Below are 19,399 nucleotides of genomic sequence, written 5' to 3'. Positions count from 1 at the left end.
ACAGGATACAAGAGTAGCAACTCAACCTGTGTTGGAGACAAAATACTCTTAGAAATAAATTTCTTTCTACATTCTCCAACTGGATAAGGGGATGAAGGGGACTACGATGCTTCTTAGCTTCCTGCAACTAACACGTAGTCCTCTGTCTACTTCCCAGTTCATGGTGAGAAGCGCATAAGCAATAGGAGGGATCTGTATACAAGACTTATATGAAACCCTACAAGAATACTTTCAAGCCTGGAATGAAGCAATGGCGACTAAAGATAGCCAATCCATTCGGAGCTATATGTCTGAAGACTTTGTTGGGTATTGGTCTCATGCAGGAGATGATGAACCTGAACCATATCGGTATCATTACAATTTGGACGCAGTCTTAAATCAGATGAATAACGCCAAGAAAAGCTTTGAACCATATACAATTACAGAAAGAGGAAATGGACAGGAGTACGTTACAATTGGAAGAGAAACGAACACAATCAATGGCCATCCACATACGGCGTTATGCATGTTCGTATGGCGTGTAGAAGACCAAGGTTTAAAGTTACTACGTGAATACATAGAATTGGAAGATTAAAGATAGACTCGTTTAGTCTAGGAGAAGTCTAAAAGAAATCTCCTTTTTATTTCTTGGAAACTTCGTTACGATGAAACTAACGGAGGTGTCATGGAATGGATTACATAACGTATTTACGAAACATGATAGGAAATGAACGCGTGATTATGGTAGTAGCAGGTGTATTCGTTATTAATGAAAGTGAAGAAGTGCTTCTACAACTAAGATCTGATCATGAAGTATGGGGGCTCCCTGGTGGGTACCTCGAAATGGGGGAGAGTGTTCAAGAGGGGGCACGACGAGAAGTATATGAAGAGACAGGATTACAATTAGGGAGTTTAGAACTCCTTGGTATCTACTCTGGTGAAACGCAACAACGTACACTCCCGAATGGGGACCAAGTCCAATTGGTCAAGCTAATCTTTACATGCAGAGACTTCCAAGGTGAAATCCGTGTAGATAAAGAGGAATCTCTAGATGTTCAGTTCTTCCCAATTTCGGATCTTCCTCCAGTCTGGCAGAATCAATCTCAGGAATTTGCAGATTTGATGCAGCGCTCGAAGGGACCCTTTATTCGATAGGCCATCTCTTCTTTGTCTAACGATATAAGAGTAGATACTAGGGAACAGATATATTGTAAAACGCTTGGGTAATTTCCAAGCGTTTTTTATATGTATAAACAAGTTGCGATTCTGCATACGAATACAAGGGACATATTTTAACAGGTTAATTATCTGACTATTTAAACAAATACACGCTCATTTTAGTGACATAACCCAAATGTTGTGGTAATATTAATATAACGTAAATGTTTTGTAAATTTTATTTTAAATTTTTGTAAAGGCGGGCATGCCATTTCGTACGAATTTAATTAAGAAAGGGAGAGATACTCATGAGATCAATCGTAAATACACGTTTTAATGTTGGTCACGAAGCTGTGATTCCTACGCAAGACGGTATGATGCCAGTACAGGTGGAAGACATTCGAGTAATTATTAAAGAAGCTGGAGTTGCTTCTATTGCATATAAAGTCAGAGGACAGAATCGGAATATAAACGAATACCTTTGGATTTCAGAAGAAGATTTGAAGAAATGGAATGAGCAATTCGTGAATTAATGAGCGCTGGCAAAGAGCCGGTGCTTTTTTTGTTTTAAGAGTAATCTCCTCGTTTGCTCTAAGAGCAGTATTCGATTCCAAATGTAGAATCACCCCCCTTGTCTTGAGGGGGGTTCTTTTATGGCTTTTGTAAAGTTTCATTAGTGTGTATTTCTTTTGTATTTCCGTTCAACTATAGTAGGATAGAAACTGTTGCTTTAATTTGTATGTATGGAAAAAAGGAGAATAATTAATGGAAGAAAATACATCATCAAAGTATGAATTTTTAGCAGATGATCCGAATTTTAACGCTAAGCCGGTCGTAATCTCGCTGATCATTGGTGCTTTCTTTGCTATTCTAAACGAAACGTTATTAAACATTGCGTTGACTACGTTAATGGACGTATTCAGTCTAGAACGAACAACCGTTCAGTGGATGGCGACAAGCTTTATGTTAGTGATGGGGATTCTTACACCAATCTCGGCCTTGTTGCTACAATGGTTCTCAACAAGAAAGATGTTTATTGGGACGATGACCGTGTTCACTGTGGGGACTGTGATTAGTGCAGTAGCTCCTTCGTTTAGCGTGTTGCTTCTAGGAAGAATCCTTCAAGCAGCGGGTACTGGGGTATTGCTGCCAATCATCTTTAACACGTTCTTACTCATCTTCCCACCAGAGCGACGTGGTTCAGTAATGGGAACGGTAGGGCTTGTCATTATGTTCGCACCAGCCATTGGCCCGACCCTATCAGGTGTGATTGTGGAGTACCTCGGTTGGAGATACCTCTTTATTACAGTTATCCCATTTGCACTCTTCTCTATTTTATTTGGTTGGAAGTATCTTCGGAATGTAGGAGAAGTGACGAAGCCAAAGATTGATATATTGTCAATCTTTCTCTCTTCAATTGGATTTGGTGGAATTGTATTAGGATTTAGCCTAGCTGGAGAAGGGGAAAGCGGATTTCTAGATCCAAGCGTGTACGGAACGTTACTAATTGGGGTTGTCTCCCTCGTTCTATTTACAATCCGACAGTTGAAGTTGGATGAACCGCTGCTTGACGTCCGCGTGTTCCGTTATCCAATGTTTAGTGTAGCAGTAGGGCTCTTTCTCATTATTATCATGTCCATGTTCTCTTCTGAGATCATCATGCCAATGTATATGCAGGATGCGTTATTGCTTGCTCCTGCTGCGGCTGGACTTATCTTGTTACCGGGGAGTCTCTTGAATGGACTAATGTCACCAGTGATGGGTAAATTATTTGATAAATATGGACCTAGAAAGTTAATTATCCCAGCTACATTGCTACTTTCTATAACGATGCTTACGTTAAGTACAATTGGTACGGACACGCCAATTGCACTAATCGTCGCGTGTTATATGGGATTAATGCTATCCATTTCAGCTATTATGATGCCAGCCCAAACGAACGGTCTAAATCAGTTGCCGAAGCGGTTGTATCCACATGGAACAGCGATAATGAACACCTTGCAGCCTGTAGCAGGTGCAATTGGGGTTTCGGTATTCGTCAGCATCTTAAGTGCAAGGCAAGCAAGTTATGTATCTGCTAACGCACAAGATCCAAATGCCCAAATAAATGGAATTGTATCAGGCGTTCATTCCGTATATTTGATTATATTTGGAATTGCACTAATCGCTTTCGTGCTTTCCTTGTTTATGAAGCGAGCCAAACCTGAAGAAGAACATACGCAGTCTGATAGAGCTGTAAATGAATAAGCGAAAGAAAAGAGGAACTTCAATGGGAAGTTCCTCTTTTTTGTTTGCATTTATTTTATTGGATGAACATCCCTGCACCTGCGAGTAAGGATGTAAGTGCCATTGTCGCAATCATTAGATAAATGATAAAGCGCTGGCGTTTTTCGCGTTTCGAACGTTTAGGAGCCGTAGATTGTTGATTTGTGGCCTTTGTTGCCATAGTGACGTCCTCCTTCACAATTATTATGCTCATTGTAACTCTATTTAGAGGTTTAGACAAGCAGTCTTGTAAGTTTCTTATCAACTTTTAGTCGTGGTATTTGGCCGTATTCATATACATATAAGAATAAGATTAAGGTGGATGGTGATGGCTGTGAATAAGAATCTTGATGGTATGAAGATTGCGCATATCGGCATTGCTGTTAATGATTTAAAGGAGGCTCTTACCACCTATGAGAAGATGTTCGACTTTCGTCCAGATTGCATTGAAGAGATTGCCACTCAGCATGTACGAGTAGCATTTATACATGTAGGTGGATGTGTCATAGAACTTCTAGAGCCCATAGGGACATCAGGTGCTGTGTTTCAATTCTTAAAGAGAAGAGGAGAGGGTCTTCACCATTTAGCGTTGGATGTACCTGACTTGACGAATAGGCTTGAGAAGTTAAAGGCTATGGATATTCATGTTATTGGAGGAAAGAGTATGAAAGGAGCTAAGGAGAAGGAAATCGCATTTCTACACCCTGGTGTAGCACATGGTGTGCTCTTCGAATTGTGTCAATCTAACTTGTAGGAGGACGATTGATGGACATCTACGACAAGATCAACGAGATGTATGACAGACGAACAAAGGTGGAAATGGGCGGGGGAATTGAACGACTAGAGAAACAACGTCAAAAAGGAAAATTGACAGCGCGGGAACGTCTTCATACTCTTCTTGATGATGATTCCTTCTTGGAAACAAATCCATATATGGAACATCGGTGTCATTACTTTGGCATGGAAGAGGCGGAGGCTCCTGGAGAAGGAGTTGTCACTGGAACGGGAACAATCAATGGACAGAGAGTATATGTATTTGCCCACGATTTTACTGTAATGGGTGGGTCTTTAGGAGAGATGCATGCGAAAAAGATACTAAATATGATGGACTTAGCTGCTAAGAATGACGCTCCCATCATCGGACTGAATGATTCAGCTGGTGCGCGTATCCAAGAAGGGGTAGCCGCACTTAATGGGTATGGTGAAATCTTCTATCGCAACATGAAGTATTCAGGAAGAATCCCACAAATTTCTGTCATCATGGGACCTTGTGCTGGAGGAGCTGTTTACTCTCCTGCGTTGACGGATGTCGTTATTATGGTGGAAGAAATATCACAAATGTTTATTACTGGACCTAAGGTAATTGAGTCTATTACAGGTGAAAGGATTACAGCGGAGGAATTGGGTGGAGCACGGGTTCATAATGAGAAGAGTGGAAACGCTCATCTTATAGCGAGGACGGAAGAAGAGGCATTAGCACTTGTGCGACAGTTGCTCGGCTATTTAAATAGTAGTAAAGACCAAGAAGGTAATCTTGAATGGCAAGGGGAACAACACTACAGGGATTCATTGGTAGACCTACTTCCTGACCAAGGCGAGAAGCCGTATGACATGAAAGCTGTTATTCGAGAAATCGTTGATGAAGACAGTTTCACAGAAATCCACGCTCACTTTGCGAGAAACGCAGTAGTCGGGTTCGGGAGGATAGGGGACCGAGCAATCGGTATCATTGCAAATCAGCCCAAATACTTAGCTGGGAGTCTCGATATTGATGCGTGCGACAAGATTGCTCGGTTCGTACGCCTTTGCAACTCCTTCTCCGTTCCCATCATCACGCTTGTGGATGTGACAGGGTTCTTTCCAGGCGTCCAAGAGGAACATCATGGGATTATCCGCCACGGAGCGAAAGTCTTATATGCTTATGCGGAGGCAGACGTGCCGAAAGTAACAGTGATTCTTAGGAAAGCATATGGCGGAGCATATGTGGCACTGAATAGTAAAGCTCTCGGAGCAGATGTCGTCTTTGCTTGGCCCTCAGCTGAAATTGCTGTAATGGGAGATGAAGGAGCAGCGAATATTCTATTCCATAAAGAGATTGAAGGAAATGACGACCCGGACGCTGCGAGGAGAGAGAAGCGTAAAGCCTACAAAGAAAGGTTCGCCAATCCTTATGTTGCAGCAGGACTAGGGATGGTTGATGATGTGATTGATCCTCGAGAAACAAGAATTCACCTCCTCCGGTCACTCGAAATGCTAGGTGGAAAGGGCTGCAAGAACATAAAGAGAAATCATGGGAATATCCCGTTGTAATCTCGAACAATTGACAGGAAGCTTGGCTTTCGCTAACGTACTAGTATACCTGATTATATAGGATACATAGACAAGGAGGCTACATACAATGCTACAAGTAAACCGCGAACGCCTATTGGAAGAGTTTCTTGAACTTGTTCAAGTGGATTCTGAGACAAAGCAGGAATCTAAAATTGCAGAAGTATTAAAGAAGAAATTCTCCGATTTAGGAGTAGAGGTAAAAGAAGACAACGCGAAAGAAATAACAGGTCACGGGGCCAACAACTTAATTTGTACAATGAAAGGTACGAAAGAAGGGGTTGAACCTATCTATTTCACCTCCCACATGGATACAGTTGTGCCAGGGAATGGCGTAAACCCACGAGTAGAAGATGGATACGTCGTGACAGATGGGACGACGATTCTTGGTGCCGATGATAAAGCAGGTCTTGCTGCAATGTTTGAGGCCATTAAGGTATTGAATGAGAATAATGTTGAACATGGCGACATTCAATTTATTATTACGGTTGGTGAAGAATCCGGTTTAGTAGGAGCTAAGGCGCTAGAGCGAGATTCCATCATTGCGAAATATGGATATGCGCTTGATAGTGATGGAAAGGTCGGCAACATCGTCGTAGCGGCACCTACACAGGCTAAAGTGAAAGCCGTAATCACAGGAAAGACGGCTCACGCAGGTGTAGCTCCTGAGAAAGGCATTTCTGCAATCACATTAGCAGCTAGAGCAGTAGCTAAAATGCCGCTAGGTCGTATCGATGACGAGACAACTGCTAACATCGGACGCTTCCAAGGTGGCGGAGCCCAGACGAATATCGTAATCGATCAAGTTGAGCTACTAGCAGAGGCTCGTTCCCTCGTACCAGAGAAAATGGAAGCGCAAGTTGAGAAAATGCGTCGTGCTTTAGAAGAAACAGCATCAGAAATGGGCGGCACGGTTGAGGTAGATGTGCAGGTGATGTACCCAGGCTTTAAACACGAAGACGGAGAGCATGTCGTAGAAGTGGCGAAGCGCGCAGCAAGTGCAATTGGACGTACGACAGAACTTCTTCAAAGTGGTGGAGGCAGTGATGCGAACGTAATTGCAGGTCATGGGATTCCTACAGTGAATCTTTGTGTTGGATATGAAGAGATTCATACGACCAATGAGAAGATGCCAGTTGAAGAACTCGTGAAAACCGCAGAAATGGTTACAGCGATTGTTCAAGAAGCGGCTAAATAAAAGAAAGGGTCTAGAAGGGCATGAGTCCTACTAGGCCTTTTTTTTAGAGCATTTGTCCTAGATAACCCAAACGTGTGCTCGGTCCTTCGATGTGATTTTTGTAACAAATATTGTAAAAATTCTGAAATATCATATAGTTATAGTATACCATTAGAGAAGGGTGATGATATGGAAGAGTTTAGGACAATCGTGGATTTGTGGCAGACGTTTCAGTTGGCTATTGTGATGAGTTTGATTGGTGCTTTGATTGGACATTACAAGAGGAATGAATGTGTACAGCTGCCGATCATTAGTATCGACTACAAATGTAAGAGTTTCAAGAAATTAAGGAAATCAAATGCAACCGGTAGAGAAAAGGTGAGGCTTCAGATTTCCACGGTTGTTAAGGCAAGTTGCTGCTTTTTACTGTTCTTATTTGGACTCCGCTTTGGTGAGAATAAGCATACCGACCCTATCATGTTTGAGCTTGGGATTGTAGGAGATTTAATTATTGGAGTAGGTGCCGGAATCTTAGCTAAATGTGCCATTGCGCTAACGGGTACCGACAACGATTTGTCAGTCATTGTGACCTCTTTGTTAGCCGGCTTTGCGGGATTATCTTATATCCAACGCTTTCAACGTGCCGCACTAGAAAGATCGATTATTGATTATCGGGAACAGCTACAACATCGAGAGTGTACACCATTAAGGGCAAGAGGAGTTACATTTAGACTGAACCGAGATTATGAACGTAAATCTTCTTAATACCAAAGTGAGGTTGCTTATGAACGTACGCTTGACACCAGATGAAGAGAAGTTGTTACATGCGTACATGCATGTAATGGATGACAAGTCAGAGACAATCGCAAATCGAAGAATAGCGAAGAGTAAATTTAATTTTGTTTACCATCGGGCTATGAAACGAGAAAGAAAAAAGGCGAAAGGGAGTCTCTTTCACTTAACGCCTCCCTTCAATCGTGAAGGGCTGAAAGCTTCCTCCCATACCAAGCTGATGTAAAGGGGAGGCTTTTACATAGCTTATCATTATATTTATATATCTTTTAAGTTTAAGGATTTTCACCGAATTCCCTCTACACAAGAACCTATCCCCTTACCTATTACTCCCTCAAGAAAATATTTGTTAAACTCAATCTACACTGCTATGACAGGGGGTTTGGCCTGTTTGAACGCTTCAAACACTCCTGTTAATCAACCCTTTTTATACAGTATGAAATGTATAATGTTTTTTATTTGGATGTGGGTAAAACTATTGAAAGGTGTGATTTATAAGGTATATGATGAGGGCACAGAAATCATAAAATCATATTTTATTCGTTTCTGGCCCTATTATTTATGAAGGAGATGACCCACATGCGATTTGTAACGATTATCGGGTTATTAATAGTTGCGTTAATTGGAGGGGCTACGAGCACGAGTGCTGTTAACGACGTTTGGGAGAAATCCCAACCGTTCACGGAGAACGTGACACGTGAAGACGGTACGACAAGCCTAGCTCAGTTTGTAGGCGAAAAAGGTGAATTTGGGATGGAGCTTTCTGCAGGAGATGTTGAGTTGGTAAACGCAACACCAACAATGAAGGCTCACGAAATCGTTACAGTTGACTGGAACACATGGTCCGCGTCAGTTGGAACAGATGTGGATAAAGTAGTCGGCTTAAGTCAGGAAACAGGTGAGAAGGTAACACTTCTTATGGACGACAATCTCGATGGCAGCTCTCGCATGGTGCTGCCTGAACAAGGGCTATGGAAACTATTTATTTATATAAATGGGGAAAAAGCCGGCGACATTGTGGTAAATGCAACAGAGTAATGAACGAATGAAAGGGACGTGCTACGACGTGTAGCGCGTCCCTTTCGTGTATATGCAGGTGTGTTATACTAGAACTAATGTTCGAGTACGGAAGGAGGTGGGTCGATGTCGCGCTGGTATCCGAAGAATGGACGCGTAATTCTGCATGTAGATATGAATAGTTTCTATGCGTCTGTTGAGATGGCGTACAACCCTGAATTGAGAGGAAAGCCTTTGGCGATAGCTGGGAATCCAGAAGAGCGGAAGGGGATTGTAGTGACGAGCAGCTATGAGGCACGAGCAAAAGGGGTTAAGACAACCATGCCACTTTGGGAGGCCCGTCGCTTGTGTCCAGAGCTAATTGTCATGCGTCCTGATTTCAACAAATATCGAAAGGCGTCCAGTGAAATGTTCACGATTCTCTCAGAAGTGACCAGTTTGGTACAACCTGTGTCTATTGACGAAGGATATATAGATATTACAGATTGTGGTGGTATGGGCTCACCTCCTGAGATTGCTCAGTGGATTCAAAACACAATCAAGGAACGACTAGACCTGCCTTGTAGTATTGGCATTGCGCCGAACAAGTTTTTAGCGAAAATGGCTTCTGATATGAAGAAACCGCTAGGTATTACGATCCTTCGAAAGCGGGATATAGAGGAGAAACTCTGGCCGCTCCCTGTAGAAGAAATGTATGGGGTTGGACAGAAGACCGCTGAAAAGTTAAAAGGAGTAAACATCTCCACCATCCATGACCTCGCAAATGCCGATGTATGGACACTTAAAAGGTTATTAGGAGTGAACGGGGAGCGTTTAATAAGACGGGCAAACGGAGAAGATCAACGCCCTGTCGATCCAGAAGCTGTTTCAGAATTTAAGAGCATAGGGAACTCCCAGACGTTACCCCACGATACGACAGATGAGAATGAAATCTTGCAGCTAGTACGGAAACTCTCCAAGAAAGTTGCCGACCGGATGGAGCGAAAACAAGTTGTTTCTCGGAATATCCAAGTGATGATTCGCTATCATAACCGAAAGACCATTACCCGTAGTAAGCAGCTTTCTGAGTATATTTCAAAGGAAGAAGACATTTTCCACTATGCTCAACAGTTGTGGGAACAACACTGGAATCAAGAACCCATCCGCCTACTTGGCGTAACGGCCCATGACTTTATTGACGTAACAGAGCTTACGCAACAATTGTCACTCTTTACGTACAAAGAAACCGCTAAAAATGAGAAGCTCTATGAAGCCATTGACGAGCTTACAGAAAAGTATGGAACGAACCCATTTAAACAACTCCCTCCGTCAACCGATTCATCCCCGACAACAAGCTTTCAAAAGGACTTTCTGGATGATTATAAGAAAGGATAGAAACTTAGTTATCAGGGTACGCTATGCACAAGGAGGGATGAAGATGGACAAAGAAATATTCTCAGCTGTTCGAAAAAACGGTGATGGAGATATCGAATCTTTCAGAACCTCATCGGGACGAGAATTAACGTATGAAGAAGCAATAAGTGAAGTGAACAATGGCAACGTACTAGGAGCCAACGTATTTAAAGGGAAAGATGGCGAAATGTATATTCGAGGCAACGCAGATGGTGATCCTACAAACAATTTAGATGCTTTGCCAACTTACGAATAGGTTGGTTAAACAAAATAATGCCAGTAGTGCCCTGTGGTACTACTGGTTATTTCTATGTATACGAGCATGTTGCAAAACAAAAAGCGCTCTTACATTCAATAAAACCCCCTTCTCATAAACGAGAAGGGGGTTTTTATTAGCAGCCTTCTGGGCCACAAGAAAGACCGGTTGGGTCACTTTCTAGCATGTCTTTTTCTTTTTGAGCGTCAATCATACGCTGTAGTGTAGATACTGGCTGTGCACCAACTGTTTTATAGTCGCCATATACATAAGTAGGCACACCTGTAATTCCAGCATCATAGGCTCCGCGGATAGATTTTCTAAGCTCGGTATTATACGTATCATTTTGGATTGCGGCAAGTAAACCATCTGGGCTTAGTCCAACTGTTTCTGCAATCTCTCTTAGTACGTCATCTTCGCTGATGTCTTTTCCTTCTACCCAGTAAGCGTGGAAGACCTGCTCGCGGTATTCTTCAGGCTTTCCTTGTTCTTTCGCATATTCGAATCCAACTAGTGCTTTACGGGAATCTGATGTAACTTCTGTAAGCACTTCTGGTTTCATATCAATGTTATATTCTTTAGCTAACATTTTTACATTTTCCAAGGCTTGCGCCATATATGCGCCGCTTGCATCAGGTTGGCCTTCTGGGTGCAGTTCAAATTCTCTCCACTCAATCTCCATACCTGGGTTTTGTTCTTGTATGCGTTCTGCGTTCACTTTACCAATGTAGCAAAATGGACAAATAAAGTCCGAATAAATAACGAGTTTATGATTTTCTTCAGTCATTGTTGATCCTCCTTAACGTACGATACTTGAACTTTAACAAGATTTTATGATAACCACAAAGGAATTGCTTACAGCGGAAAATTATGGAGGGAATAAGGAGTTTCTTTCATAAATTAAATGTAGAAGTGTAAAAGAGGTTTAGTTTTGAAATAATTCATAGGATATCGTTCATTTAATGTTGTAACCACTAGGGGCATGTAGTAAGATGAAGTAGAAATGAAATATATAAGCTTTTATATTACAAAACAGATGGGGATGAACCATATGGCGATTGAGCTTACAAATGTTAGTAAATCTTATCAGAGTGGCGAAGTACATGTGCAGGCTGTAAAGAATGTAACGACTACAATTCCTGAAAGTAAAATTGTAACCATTCTCGGGCCTTCTGGATCTGGGAAGTCCACATTACTGAATCTTGTAGGTGGAATTGAGCCTCATGATGAGGGATCCATACAAGTAAATGATGTGACGTTAGAAAAGTTGAAACGAAAAGGAGTTACGGAATATCGTAGACAGAACATCGGATTCATCTTCCAACAATATAATTTGATTTCCACATTGACAGTTGAAGAAAATGTAGAAGTTGGACGATACTTGAGTCAAAATCCGTTGGATATGAAGGACGTCTTAGAGAAGGTTAGGATGTGGGATAAGAAAGATAAATTTCCTTATCAACTAAGTGGGGGGGAGCAACAGCGTGTCGCAATTGCTCGTGCACTCGTTAAGAATCCGAACATTCTTTTATGTGATGAGCCTACAGGTGCTTTAGATGAGCACACAGGGAAGAACATCTTATCCTTGTTGAAGTTTGTGAATGATACGTACCACACGACGGTTTGTATCATTACGCACAATCAAGGCATTGGTGATATGGCCCATAAAGTAATTCGTATGGCAAGTGGAGAAATAGTGGAGGAGCATTGGAATGATGAACTCATCGACCCAGAGCAGGTGACGTGGGCATGATTCTTAGAAAGAATGTCAACCGCCACTTAAAAGAGAAGAAATTCCAATTTGGAGGAGTAATCTTCTTACTCTTGTTATCTGTTATGTTATATGTTTCGTTATCCATGTCCATCTCCACTCTAGAAACAAGAAATGTTACGTTCAAATCTGAATACAATCAGGAACAATTCAATTTCATGACAACAGAGCCTGTAACTGAAGAGCGCCTTAAAGAGCTTGAGGGAGAATACGACGCTCAACTGGAAGAACGGTTGTATGCTGATGTGGCCTACGACAGTGCGACATTACGTGTCTTCTCTGAAACAGAGACTGTGAACAAACCTTACGTCTCTGAAGGAGAGTATCCTCTTAAGGCAGATGAAATTGCCCTTTCACCGGTCTTCGCTGAAGAACATAACCTTCAAATTGGCGATGAAATTAATCTGAAGGACAGGGAATGGACAATTACTGGATTCTTTTACTTACCGGACTATATTTATATGATTGAACGGGAATCGGATTTAATCAGTGATGCGAGTGAATTTGGGATTGCTCTTGGAACAAGTGAAGCAGTTGTAGATTTGTCTAACGAACCATATCGAACTGTGCATGGAATTGGGGTAGAAGAAAATCAGCTTCAATCTCTCAAGCAATCAGTTGCAGAGCAAAACCAGCTTGTGAGTTGGACGGAATCTGGAGGAAACCCTAGAATTCAATTTGTAGAATCAGAGATTGATAGTTCTGAGCAAATGATTACTGCGTTGCCTTTGTTTATCCTAGCGCTATCCGTAGCTATGGTGATGATGTTGATGAAACGACGCCTTGAGATGCAAAGGAAAGAGCTCGGTACGTTAATGGCACTTGGTTACCGCGAACATGAGCTGATGAGACATTATATGTCCTATCCAATCTTCATAGGATTGATTGGGTCACTGGGTGGGGTAGTAACTGGTGGGCTGCTTTCTATGCCACTTACGAATCTTTATTCGGTCTATTACAATCTACCTAGCATTTCTTACTTTGACTTTGATCCTACTGTACTCGTAATCGGTCTTATCATACCAAACCTTGTATTGATTGCTATGAGTTACTGGGTGATTCGGAAGCCATTGCAACTGTCACCGCTATCCCTTTTAAAGCCTGCTGATATGGCTAAGGGAACGAAATCTATCTTTGAACGAATTCCCCTATTTCAGAAAGGGAGCTTTATCTCGAGATTTCGTCTACGCCTTCTTGTGCGAAGTAAGGCTCGGCTTGTCTATATGGTTGTAGGGGTCGTCTTCTCCTCAGTCCTTCTTATATTTGGGTTCTTAATGTACAATGCGATGGACCAACTTGTAGAGGGAACGTATAAAGACGTGATGACGTATGATTATGCGGTTCATTATTCAGGACTACAGACAGAAGAATTGAGTGAGGGTGACAGTCCATTCGTATCTGCCGAAGTGAGGATTGAAGAGGTAAATGGCGACGAAGTGGGAGACGCGGATGGCGCACTTTACGGTGTTGAGCCAGGAACGAATATGATAAAGCTTCAATCTCAGGCGGATGAAGTGTTAAATGAGGAATTAGCAGAAGGGTTTATCCTCTCTGAGCCTATGGCGAAGATACTATCGGTTCAGGTTGGAGATACAATTAAACTCTCAAATGATCTTACTGATGAGACGCTTCAGGAGAAGGTCATTGGAATCTCCTCCATTTACATTGGGAAGCAGATTTATTTCAATAAGTCGTCCGTAACTGATTTTCTAGGATATCCTTCTAACAGCTATACGTCCAAGTGGACTTCGTCAGAGCCGGAAGGAGAAGAGAACGTCCTTTTCATCGAAGATAAACAAGAAGTCATTCAAAACTTCGAAGATACATCTGGGTTAATGCGTTACTCAGTCTTTGGCATCGCAGCGTTCGCAATCCTAATTGGTGTTGTGGTCTTGACCTTGCTGACTAATCTCGTTGTAGAGGAGAACTCTTCAACGATCTCCCTTCTAAAGGTATTGGGGTATGAAGATGCTGAAATATCGAAACTGATTATCAATGTGTACACCCCGGCAGTTGTTGTCGGATATCTCATCTCAATCCCTCTTTCAATGGCTAGTTTAGATGGATTAATGAGTACGGTCGTTGAAGAAACAGGGTTCTCTTTCCCTGTCAACCTGACGTGGTTTACCGTTGTCATTAGCTTTCTACTTATATTTGTGACGTACTTTATCTCCATGTTCTTCTCTAGGAGAAAGTTGAAGCAAGTATCTCTACAAGAAGCCCTGAAACGACAACAAGATTAACACGTTAAAAGTCGATTTACATACGTAAATCGGCTTTTTTTGTTTATCATGAACATAGGATAGAGAAACGGAAGGGGATGAACAGATGAATAAGGAGAAACAGATAAAGAATGTGTACAAAGCGGGTGAACTAGTAGCTTCATGTCACGAGCAACTAAGAGACCGGATTGTACCTGGAGTGTCGACACTTGAATTGGATTCATTCGTAGAGAACTATCTACGAACGCATGGCGCGACTCCAGAACAAAAAGGGTATCGGGATTATCCTTATGCAACATGTGCCTCTGTGAACGACGAGATCTGTCATGGCTTTCCTCGTCGTACACCGTTAAAGGATGGCGATCTAGTTACTATTGATTTCGTTGCCAATTATCAAGGTGGGTTAGCTGATTCTGCTTGGAGTTATCTGGTGGGGGCCCCTCATGAGCGTGCAGTGAACTTGCTCCATGCGACTAAGCACGCGCTTGACATTGGTATTCAACAAGCGGTCGTAGGCAATCGCGTCGGAGATATAGGCGCAGCCATACAACGTTATGCAGAATCAGCTCACTTTAGTGTTGTACGTCAATTCGTAGGGCATGGGATTGGCAAGACAATCCATGAACCACCTAATATTCCTCATTACGGACAGAAAGGAACAGGGGAAGTGCTTAGGGAAGGGATGTTTATTACTATTGAGCCGATGCTGACGGATGGGAATTGGTTTGCAGTGAAGGATGACAATGGCTGGACCGCAAGGACGCTAGATGAGTCTTGGGCAGCGCAATTTGAACATACGATCCATATCACGAAGGATGGCCCGGTTATTGTGACTGAACAAAGTGAATAGGGGCAGCGGCAGACAAACTACTAATTGAAATGAGAAGAATGTTTCAAGGTTGTTAAATTGTGTAATAATTATTTACAGAATTTTATTAGAAAATTAGTCTCAATGAGGTGCTGATATTTGATAAAATAAAAGAGAATTCAAACTAAGGGTGGTTTTGGCATGAGGATGTTCATTCGGATACTAGGTTTAACTTTGCTCTTTTTAATACCTTCTAATTTTATCATTGAATCAGCGCCCGACGGATTTTACAAATGGGATACAAGTGACGTTCAAGAACAACTTAACGACTATCCTCATTCCATCCATTGGCCTGATTACCTACCTATTCAAACATCCAATACACTAGTCGAACCCGTAAGTAAAGCAAACGATGATATTCAACTTACTACATTTTCTGATGAGAACCATGTATTGTCTATTCAGATTTCAACAGAACAACAAGAAAGCCTCCGTGGGGAATCACCAATTCTGATTGATCAACGAATTCCTGGAGGATACGTAGACAATGGATTCTCAAAGACGTTGACATGGAAACAAGGAGACCTCTACTATGAACTAACGTACCGTTCTATGGGAGAAAGCTCAAGAGATGAAACCGTCAGTAAAGATAAGCTGATTCAAACTGCTCTAGCATTTATGGACCATACGAAATAAGTAGATTAAGCGTTTTCCCCTCGGGGTAACCTATAGGTAGCATAATAAAAGAGGGATCTAACGTGAAACGCACAACAAGCATTAGCCTCATCGGTGTCATTATTCTTGGATTAATCATCTATGCGTCTTTATTTAAGACTCCTACTTGGGAAGGGATTAGCCAAAGTGGGGAATGGAAAGTCGCGATTACAGAGGATGAACAATCTAAAGGTACGTACTTTGGGCAGCTTTATTATAATGGGGATGTAGAGAGGGATCGTCTCGAACTCATACGATTAGATTATAAAGTAGATGGCCAATCCGTTGAAGGAAAGTATTTAAAGGAACAAATTGACGTGGTCGTACAGGATACACTTCAATTTGCTGAATTTGACGAACGCCCACAATCCGATTCAACTGTCCAACTGTCGCTAGATTGGAAAGATGGACAAGAGTTGAAACAAGAAACAATCCTATTAAAGGAACAATAAAGAACCACCGCTCAGAGGAATACATTCTTTTGAGCGGTGGTTCTTTATATCATCCAGTTCTGTAAGGCAGGCATCCATGTATTGCCCCATAAGAGCGTAATGGCAGCCGCAATAATCATCGCTAAACTTGAGAAAGTACCTTCCTGGTCACCAAATTCAAACGCCTTGGACGTGCCAGCTCCGTGAGCGGCAGTACCGAGCGAGAGCCCTTTCGCAACTGGAGACTTTAAGTGAAACAACTTAACGATGGAGGGTCCGACAATACTTCCGATAATCCCTGTTATCACGACAAACGCTGCTGTTAATGTCGGGACACCACCAATGGTCTTTGAGACCTCCATTGCAATTGGCGTTGTTATTGACCTTGGGAGAATGCTTGTCACAAAGCTACCACTTAATTGAACGATAGAAGCGAGGATAAAGGAAGACAGAACAGCAAAGGTTGAACCAGCTGTAATACTTCCAATAATCTCAATTGTGAATTTCTTAATCAGATGCAAGTGTTTATACATCGGTATCGCAAAAGCTACGGTAGCAGGACCTAAAAAGTAGCTAATAGAGCTTGTCCCTGACTCATATTGATGAAAGGGAATCTTAAAGACAACGAGAATGGCGATTAATAGGACCGGGGCAACCAGAAGTGGTGTGAGCCACGATTGTTTGAACCGCTTATACAAGAGTTTACTTAGTGCATAGACAGCAAGTGTGAGGAGCAAATAGCTCATGCAGCTTCCTCCTTTCTGCGTTTCGCTATGCGGTCAGCTACGACGCCTGTGACAGCCATGACGGATACGGTACTTACGACGATGATGAGTAGGATTCGTATTCCTTCCCATCCTGCAAGGTCTGGATATTGGACAATGCCAACAGCAGCCGGGATAAAGAACAGCAGTAACTCTGCTAACAGCCATTTCCCTGCCTCTTCAACCCACTGCAACTTAATTACATTCCATTTAAGAGCGATAAAGAGAAGCAACAAACCGAAAATACTACCTGGGATTGGTGCGTGTGTTAGATGCTGTAGTACTAATCCAGCGCCAAAGAATACATTAATTAATATGAATTGCAAAGCTACCGTGAACCAGTATTTCACCATTTATCGTTACTCCTCTCTTATTGATGTTGCAACAGTCTTTTAACCTGTCATTTTTTTATCATGAGTCTAGTTTAAGAGGAATATAACGATAAGTGAAATACATAATGTTCATCTGAATCATAACTTTTAGTTATGATTTGTGCGTTTGGATAAATTCAAGGAAAGCTCTAGCTGCATAAGACTGGTAACGGTCCTTTCTCATAATGATTTGCAAATCCCATGGAATAACTGGGTCCGTTAAAGGGATGCTGGTAACTTTAGGTGTGCTGATACGCTCGCATATGGATTGCGGCAGAATCGCAATGCCAATATTCGCCCCAATCATCTCGACCATGAAATCCCACTGGGAAGTCTCAAGTTCTACATCAGGCTCGAATCCTTTCTCAATACATTGTTGTCGAATCATTTCGTGCATGGCAAAGTCCTCATGAAAGAAAATAAATTTCTCGTCACGGAGTTCAGCCAACTTAATGGTTTCGCGGTGTGCAAGTGGATGGTGATAAGGAAGGGCAACCTTCATTGGTTCTTTATTCAGTGGATAGGAGTGAAACAGCGTATCATCAACAGGGCCTACGGTTACCCCGAGATCATTATCTCCATCTTCTACTGTACGCTCGACCTTGATTGCACCGAATTCTGAGATTTTGATTGATAGTCCTGGGTAACGTTTGCGGAACTCGGCAATAATCTCAGGGAAGAAGAGGGTCCCAATTAGAGGTGGCAAGCCGAAATGGATTGTGCCTTTCTTTAAATGGACTGTGTCATATAAGGAAGAGGTCAAATCGTCCATCATCCCCATAACGCGTTGGGCTTGTTCATAGACAACTTTGCCTGAGTCTGTTAGGTGAATTTGTTTCTTTGAGCGGTCTAGCAAGGTGACATCGAGTTCAGTCTCTAAATTACGGATCATTTTACTTAATGCTGGTTGGGACAGGTGGAGCGCTTGAGATGCCTTTGTGAAACTACCTTGTTTTGCTACTTCTATAAAATATTGTAATTGTCTGACATCCATGTCAACAGCTCCTATCTAATATAATATAAATATTTTATGAACAAATTGCTTTACAGATTCATCATAGTCTCGGTAAACTGTACTAGTCAATTATATTTGATAGATACTTAAGGAGGTAGAATCATGGTTGAAAATCGTGTAGCACTAGTAACAGGTTCCGCTAGCGGTATTGGACTAGATATTGCCCAAAAATACGCTGATGAAGGCGCTAAAGTTGTTATTACAGACTTAAATGAAGAAAAAACAAAAGAAGTTGCAGCTTCTCTACGTGAGAAAGGTCATGATGCAATTGGACTAAAATGTGACGTTTCGAACGAAGAAGATGTAAAGGCAGCAATCGACCAGACAATTGAACATTATGGTCGTCTTGACATCCTTGTGAACAATGCTGGTCTTCAGCACGTTGCGAACTTAGAAGAGTTCCCAACTGAGAAGTATCAACAAATGATCAACATCATGCTTGTTGGTCCGTTCATGGCAACTAAATACGCAATTCCACATATGCGTAACCAAGGCTTCGGCCGTATCATTAACATGGCTTCTATTAACGGCTTAATTGGCTTCTCTGGTAAAGCTGCATACAACAGTGCGAAGCATGGTGTCATTGGTCTTACTAAAGTTTCAGCACTTGAAACAGCTGACCAAGGTATCACAGTTAACGCGCTTTGCCCAGGTTATGTAGATACGCCACTTGTACAAGGTCAACTAGAAGATATCGCGACTACACGCGGCATCACGAAAGACCAAGTATTTGAAGAGGTTATCTTCCCACTTGTACCTCAGAAGCGTCTAATCCAAACAGAAGAAATTGCTGACTACGCTCTATTCCTATCTAGCGACAAAGCTAAAGGAGTAACAGGTCAAGCAGTTGTTCTTGATGGTGGTTACACAGCTCAATAAGTGAGTCTTTCGAAAGGAACCCAATCTCTTGGGTTCCTTTTTTTAATAGGAAGAAGTAAA

23 protein-coding genes are annotated in these 19,399 nt (G+C 42.0%); 18 read left to right on the top strand and 5 right to left on the bottom strand.

What is annotated here, in order from left to right:
* Positions 1 to 181 precede the first annotated feature (181 nt).
* From H513_RS0111315 to H513_RS0111300, 4 genes are all read left to right on the top strand, one after another.
* Positions 182 to 574 carry a nuclear transport factor 2 family protein gene (locus H513_RS0111315; protein WP_338049003.1) on the top strand — a complete coding sequence of 131 codons (393 nt, stop codon included), beginning with the start codon at positions 182 to 184 and terminating at the stop codon, positions 572 to 574.
* Positions 575 to 696: 122 nt separating this feature from the next.
* Positions 697 to 1,134, top strand: a complete 438-nt coding sequence (locus H513_RS0111310; protein WP_231572108.1) for an NUDIX hydrolase — start codon at positions 697 to 699, stop codon at positions 1,132 to 1,134.
* 311 nt (positions 1,135 to 1,445) lie between these two features.
* Positions 1,446 to 1,670 (top strand): hypothetical protein, encoded by a 225-nt coding sequence (locus H513_RS0111305; RefSeq protein ID WP_026800853.1) that lies wholly within the window; start codon positions 1,446 to 1,448, stop codon positions 1,668 to 1,670.
* A 232-nt stretch (positions 1,671 to 1,902) separates the two neighbouring features.
* Positions 1,903 to 3,384, top strand: coding sequence for an MDR family MFS transporter (locus H513_RS0111300; protein ID WP_026800852.1), 1,482 nt, complete (start codon positions 1,903 to 1,905; stop codon positions 3,382 to 3,384).
* Positions 3,385 to 3,439: 55 nt separating this feature from the next.
* Here the strand turns inward: H513_RS0111300 and prli42 are convergent, their stop codons facing one another.
* Positions 3,440 to 3,583 carry a stressosome-associated protein Prli42 gene (gene prli42 / locus H513_RS21615; protein ID WP_154655234.1) on the bottom strand — a complete coding sequence of 48 codons (144 nt, stop codon included), beginning with the start codon at positions 3,581 to 3,583 and terminating at the stop codon, positions 3,440 to 3,442.
* 147 nt (positions 3,584 to 3,730) lie between these two features.
* Between prli42 and H513_RS0111290 the strand changes: the two genes are divergently transcribed.
* The 8 genes from H513_RS0111290 (at position 3,731) to H513_RS0111250 (ending at position 10,364) form a co-directional block, all read left to right on the top strand.
* Positions 3,731 to 4,156 carry a VOC family protein gene (locus H513_RS0111290; protein WP_161625300.1) on the top strand — a complete coding sequence of 142 codons (426 nt, stop codon included), beginning with the start codon at positions 3,731 to 3,733 and terminating at the stop codon, positions 4,154 to 4,156.
* A gap of 8 nt (positions 4,157 to 4,164) precedes the next feature.
* A complete protein-coding gene (locus H513_RS0111285; RefSeq protein WP_026800850.1) occupies positions 4,165 to 5,712 on the top strand; it encodes an acyl-CoA carboxylase subunit beta in 1,548 nt (515 codons plus the stop codon).
* A gap of 88 nt (positions 5,713 to 5,800) precedes the next feature.
* Positions 5,801 to 6,928 carry a M20/M25/M40 family metallo-hydrolase gene (locus H513_RS0111280; protein WP_026800849.1) on the top strand — a complete coding sequence of 376 codons (1,128 nt, stop codon included), beginning with the start codon at positions 5,801 to 5,803 and terminating at the stop codon, positions 6,926 to 6,928.
* A gap of 168 nt (positions 6,929 to 7,096) precedes the next feature.
* Positions 7,097 to 7,672: a hypothetical protein gene (locus H513_RS20100; protein WP_036770006.1), complete on the top strand. Its 576-nt coding sequence runs from the start codon at positions 7,097 to 7,099 to the stop codon at positions 7,670 to 7,672.
* 19 nt (positions 7,673 to 7,691) lie between these two features.
* Positions 7,692 to 7,925: a hypothetical protein gene (locus tag H513_RS0111270; RefSeq protein WP_154655233.1), complete on the top strand. Its 234-nt coding sequence runs from the start codon at positions 7,692 to 7,694 to the stop codon at positions 7,923 to 7,925.
* 353 nt (positions 7,926 to 8,278) lie between these two features.
* The gene (locus H513_RS0111260; RefSeq protein ID WP_026800847.1) at positions 8,279 to 8,737 is read left to right on the top strand and encodes a hypothetical protein; all 459 of its coding nucleotides are present in this window, start codon (positions 8,279 to 8,281) and stop codon (positions 8,735 to 8,737) included.
* Positions 8,738 to 8,842: 105 nt separating this feature from the next.
* Entirely contained in the window at positions 8,843 to 10,090 is a 1,248-nt protein-coding gene (locus H513_RS0111255) for a DNA polymerase IV (protein ID WP_026800846.1), read from the top strand.
* 43 nt (positions 10,091 to 10,133) lie between these two features.
* Positions 10,134 to 10,364, top strand: a complete 231-nt coding sequence (locus H513_RS0111250; protein ID WP_407946625.1) for a DUF3892 domain-containing protein — start codon at positions 10,134 to 10,136, stop codon at positions 10,362 to 10,364.
* A 136-nt stretch (positions 10,365 to 10,500) separates the two neighbouring features.
* Here H513_RS0111250 and H513_RS0111245 read toward each other — a convergent pair whose 3' ends face one another.
* On the bottom strand, positions 10,501 to 11,151 hold the full coding sequence (locus H513_RS0111245; RefSeq protein WP_026800844.1) for a DsbA family oxidoreductase: 651 nt from the start codon (positions 11,149 to 11,151) through the stop codon (positions 10,501 to 10,503).
* 249 nt (positions 11,152 to 11,400) lie between these two features.
* Here H513_RS0111245 and H513_RS0111240 point away from each other — a divergent pair, with 249 nt between their 5' ends.
* From H513_RS0111240 to H513_RS0111220, 5 genes are all read left to right on the top strand, one after another.
* Positions 11,401 to 12,117 carry an ABC transporter ATP-binding protein gene (locus tag H513_RS0111240; protein WP_231572109.1) on the top strand — a complete coding sequence of 239 codons (717 nt, stop codon included), beginning with the start codon at positions 11,401 to 11,403 and terminating at the stop codon, positions 12,115 to 12,117.
* On the top strand, positions 12,114 to 14,378 hold the full coding sequence (locus H513_RS0111235; protein WP_026800842.1) for an ABC transporter permease: 2,265 nt from the start codon (positions 12,114 to 12,116) through the stop codon (positions 14,376 to 14,378). Before H513_RS0111240 ends, H513_RS0111235 begins: the two co-directional genes overlap by 4 nt.
* 85 nt (positions 14,379 to 14,463) lie before the next feature.
* Entirely contained in the window at positions 14,464 to 15,207 is a 744-nt protein-coding gene (gene map / locus H513_RS0111230; protein ID WP_026800841.1) for a type I methionyl aminopeptidase, read from the top strand.
* 159 nt (positions 15,208 to 15,366) lie between these two features.
* Positions 15,367 to 15,861: a hypothetical protein gene (locus H513_RS0111225; protein WP_026800840.1), complete on the top strand. Its 495-nt coding sequence runs from the start codon at positions 15,367 to 15,369 to the stop codon at positions 15,859 to 15,861.
* A 62-nt stretch (positions 15,862 to 15,923) separates the two neighbouring features.
* Positions 15,924 to 16,331, top strand: a complete 408-nt coding sequence (locus H513_RS0111220) for a DUF4944 domain-containing protein (protein WP_026800839.1) — start codon at positions 15,924 to 15,926, stop codon at positions 16,329 to 16,331.
* A gap of 44 nt (positions 16,332 to 16,375) precedes the next feature.
* Here H513_RS0111220 and H513_RS0111215 read toward each other — a convergent pair whose 3' ends face one another.
* The 3 genes from H513_RS0111215 to H513_RS0111205 form a co-directional block, all read right to left on the bottom strand.
* Positions 16,376 to 17,056, bottom strand: a complete 681-nt coding sequence (locus H513_RS0111215; protein WP_026800838.1) for an LrgB family protein — start codon at positions 17,054 to 17,056, stop codon at positions 16,376 to 16,378.
* The gene (locus tag H513_RS0111210) at positions 17,053 to 17,427 is read right to left on the bottom strand and encodes a CidA/LrgA family protein (RefSeq protein ID WP_026800837.1); all 375 of its coding nucleotides are present in this window, start codon (positions 17,425 to 17,427) and stop codon (positions 17,053 to 17,055) included. Before H513_RS0111210 ends, H513_RS0111215 begins: the two co-directional genes overlap by 4 nt.
* Before the next feature lie 130 nt (positions 17,428 to 17,557).
* Positions 17,558 to 18,439 carry a LysR family transcriptional regulator gene (locus tag H513_RS0111205; protein WP_026800836.1) on the bottom strand — a complete coding sequence of 294 codons (882 nt, stop codon included), beginning with the start codon at positions 18,437 to 18,439 and terminating at the stop codon, positions 17,558 to 17,560.
* 123 nt (positions 18,440 to 18,562) lie between these two features.
* Here H513_RS0111205 and H513_RS0111200 point away from each other — a divergent pair, with 123 nt between their 5' ends.
* Positions 18,563 to 19,339 carry a 3-hydroxybutyrate dehydrogenase gene (locus H513_RS0111200; RefSeq protein ID WP_026800835.1) on the top strand — a complete coding sequence of 259 codons (777 nt, stop codon included), beginning with the start codon at positions 18,563 to 18,565 and terminating at the stop codon, positions 19,337 to 19,339.
* Positions 19,340 to 19,399: the final 60 nt, after the last annotated feature.

Source organism: Pontibacillus halophilus JSM 076056 = DSM 19796, assembly GCF_000425205.1.
In the GTDB taxonomy this organism is placed as follows: Bacteria; Bacillota; Bacilli; order Bacillales; family BH030062; genus Pontibacillus_A; species Pontibacillus_A halophilus.
This window is presented reverse-complemented; position numbering and strand designations above follow the sequence as displayed.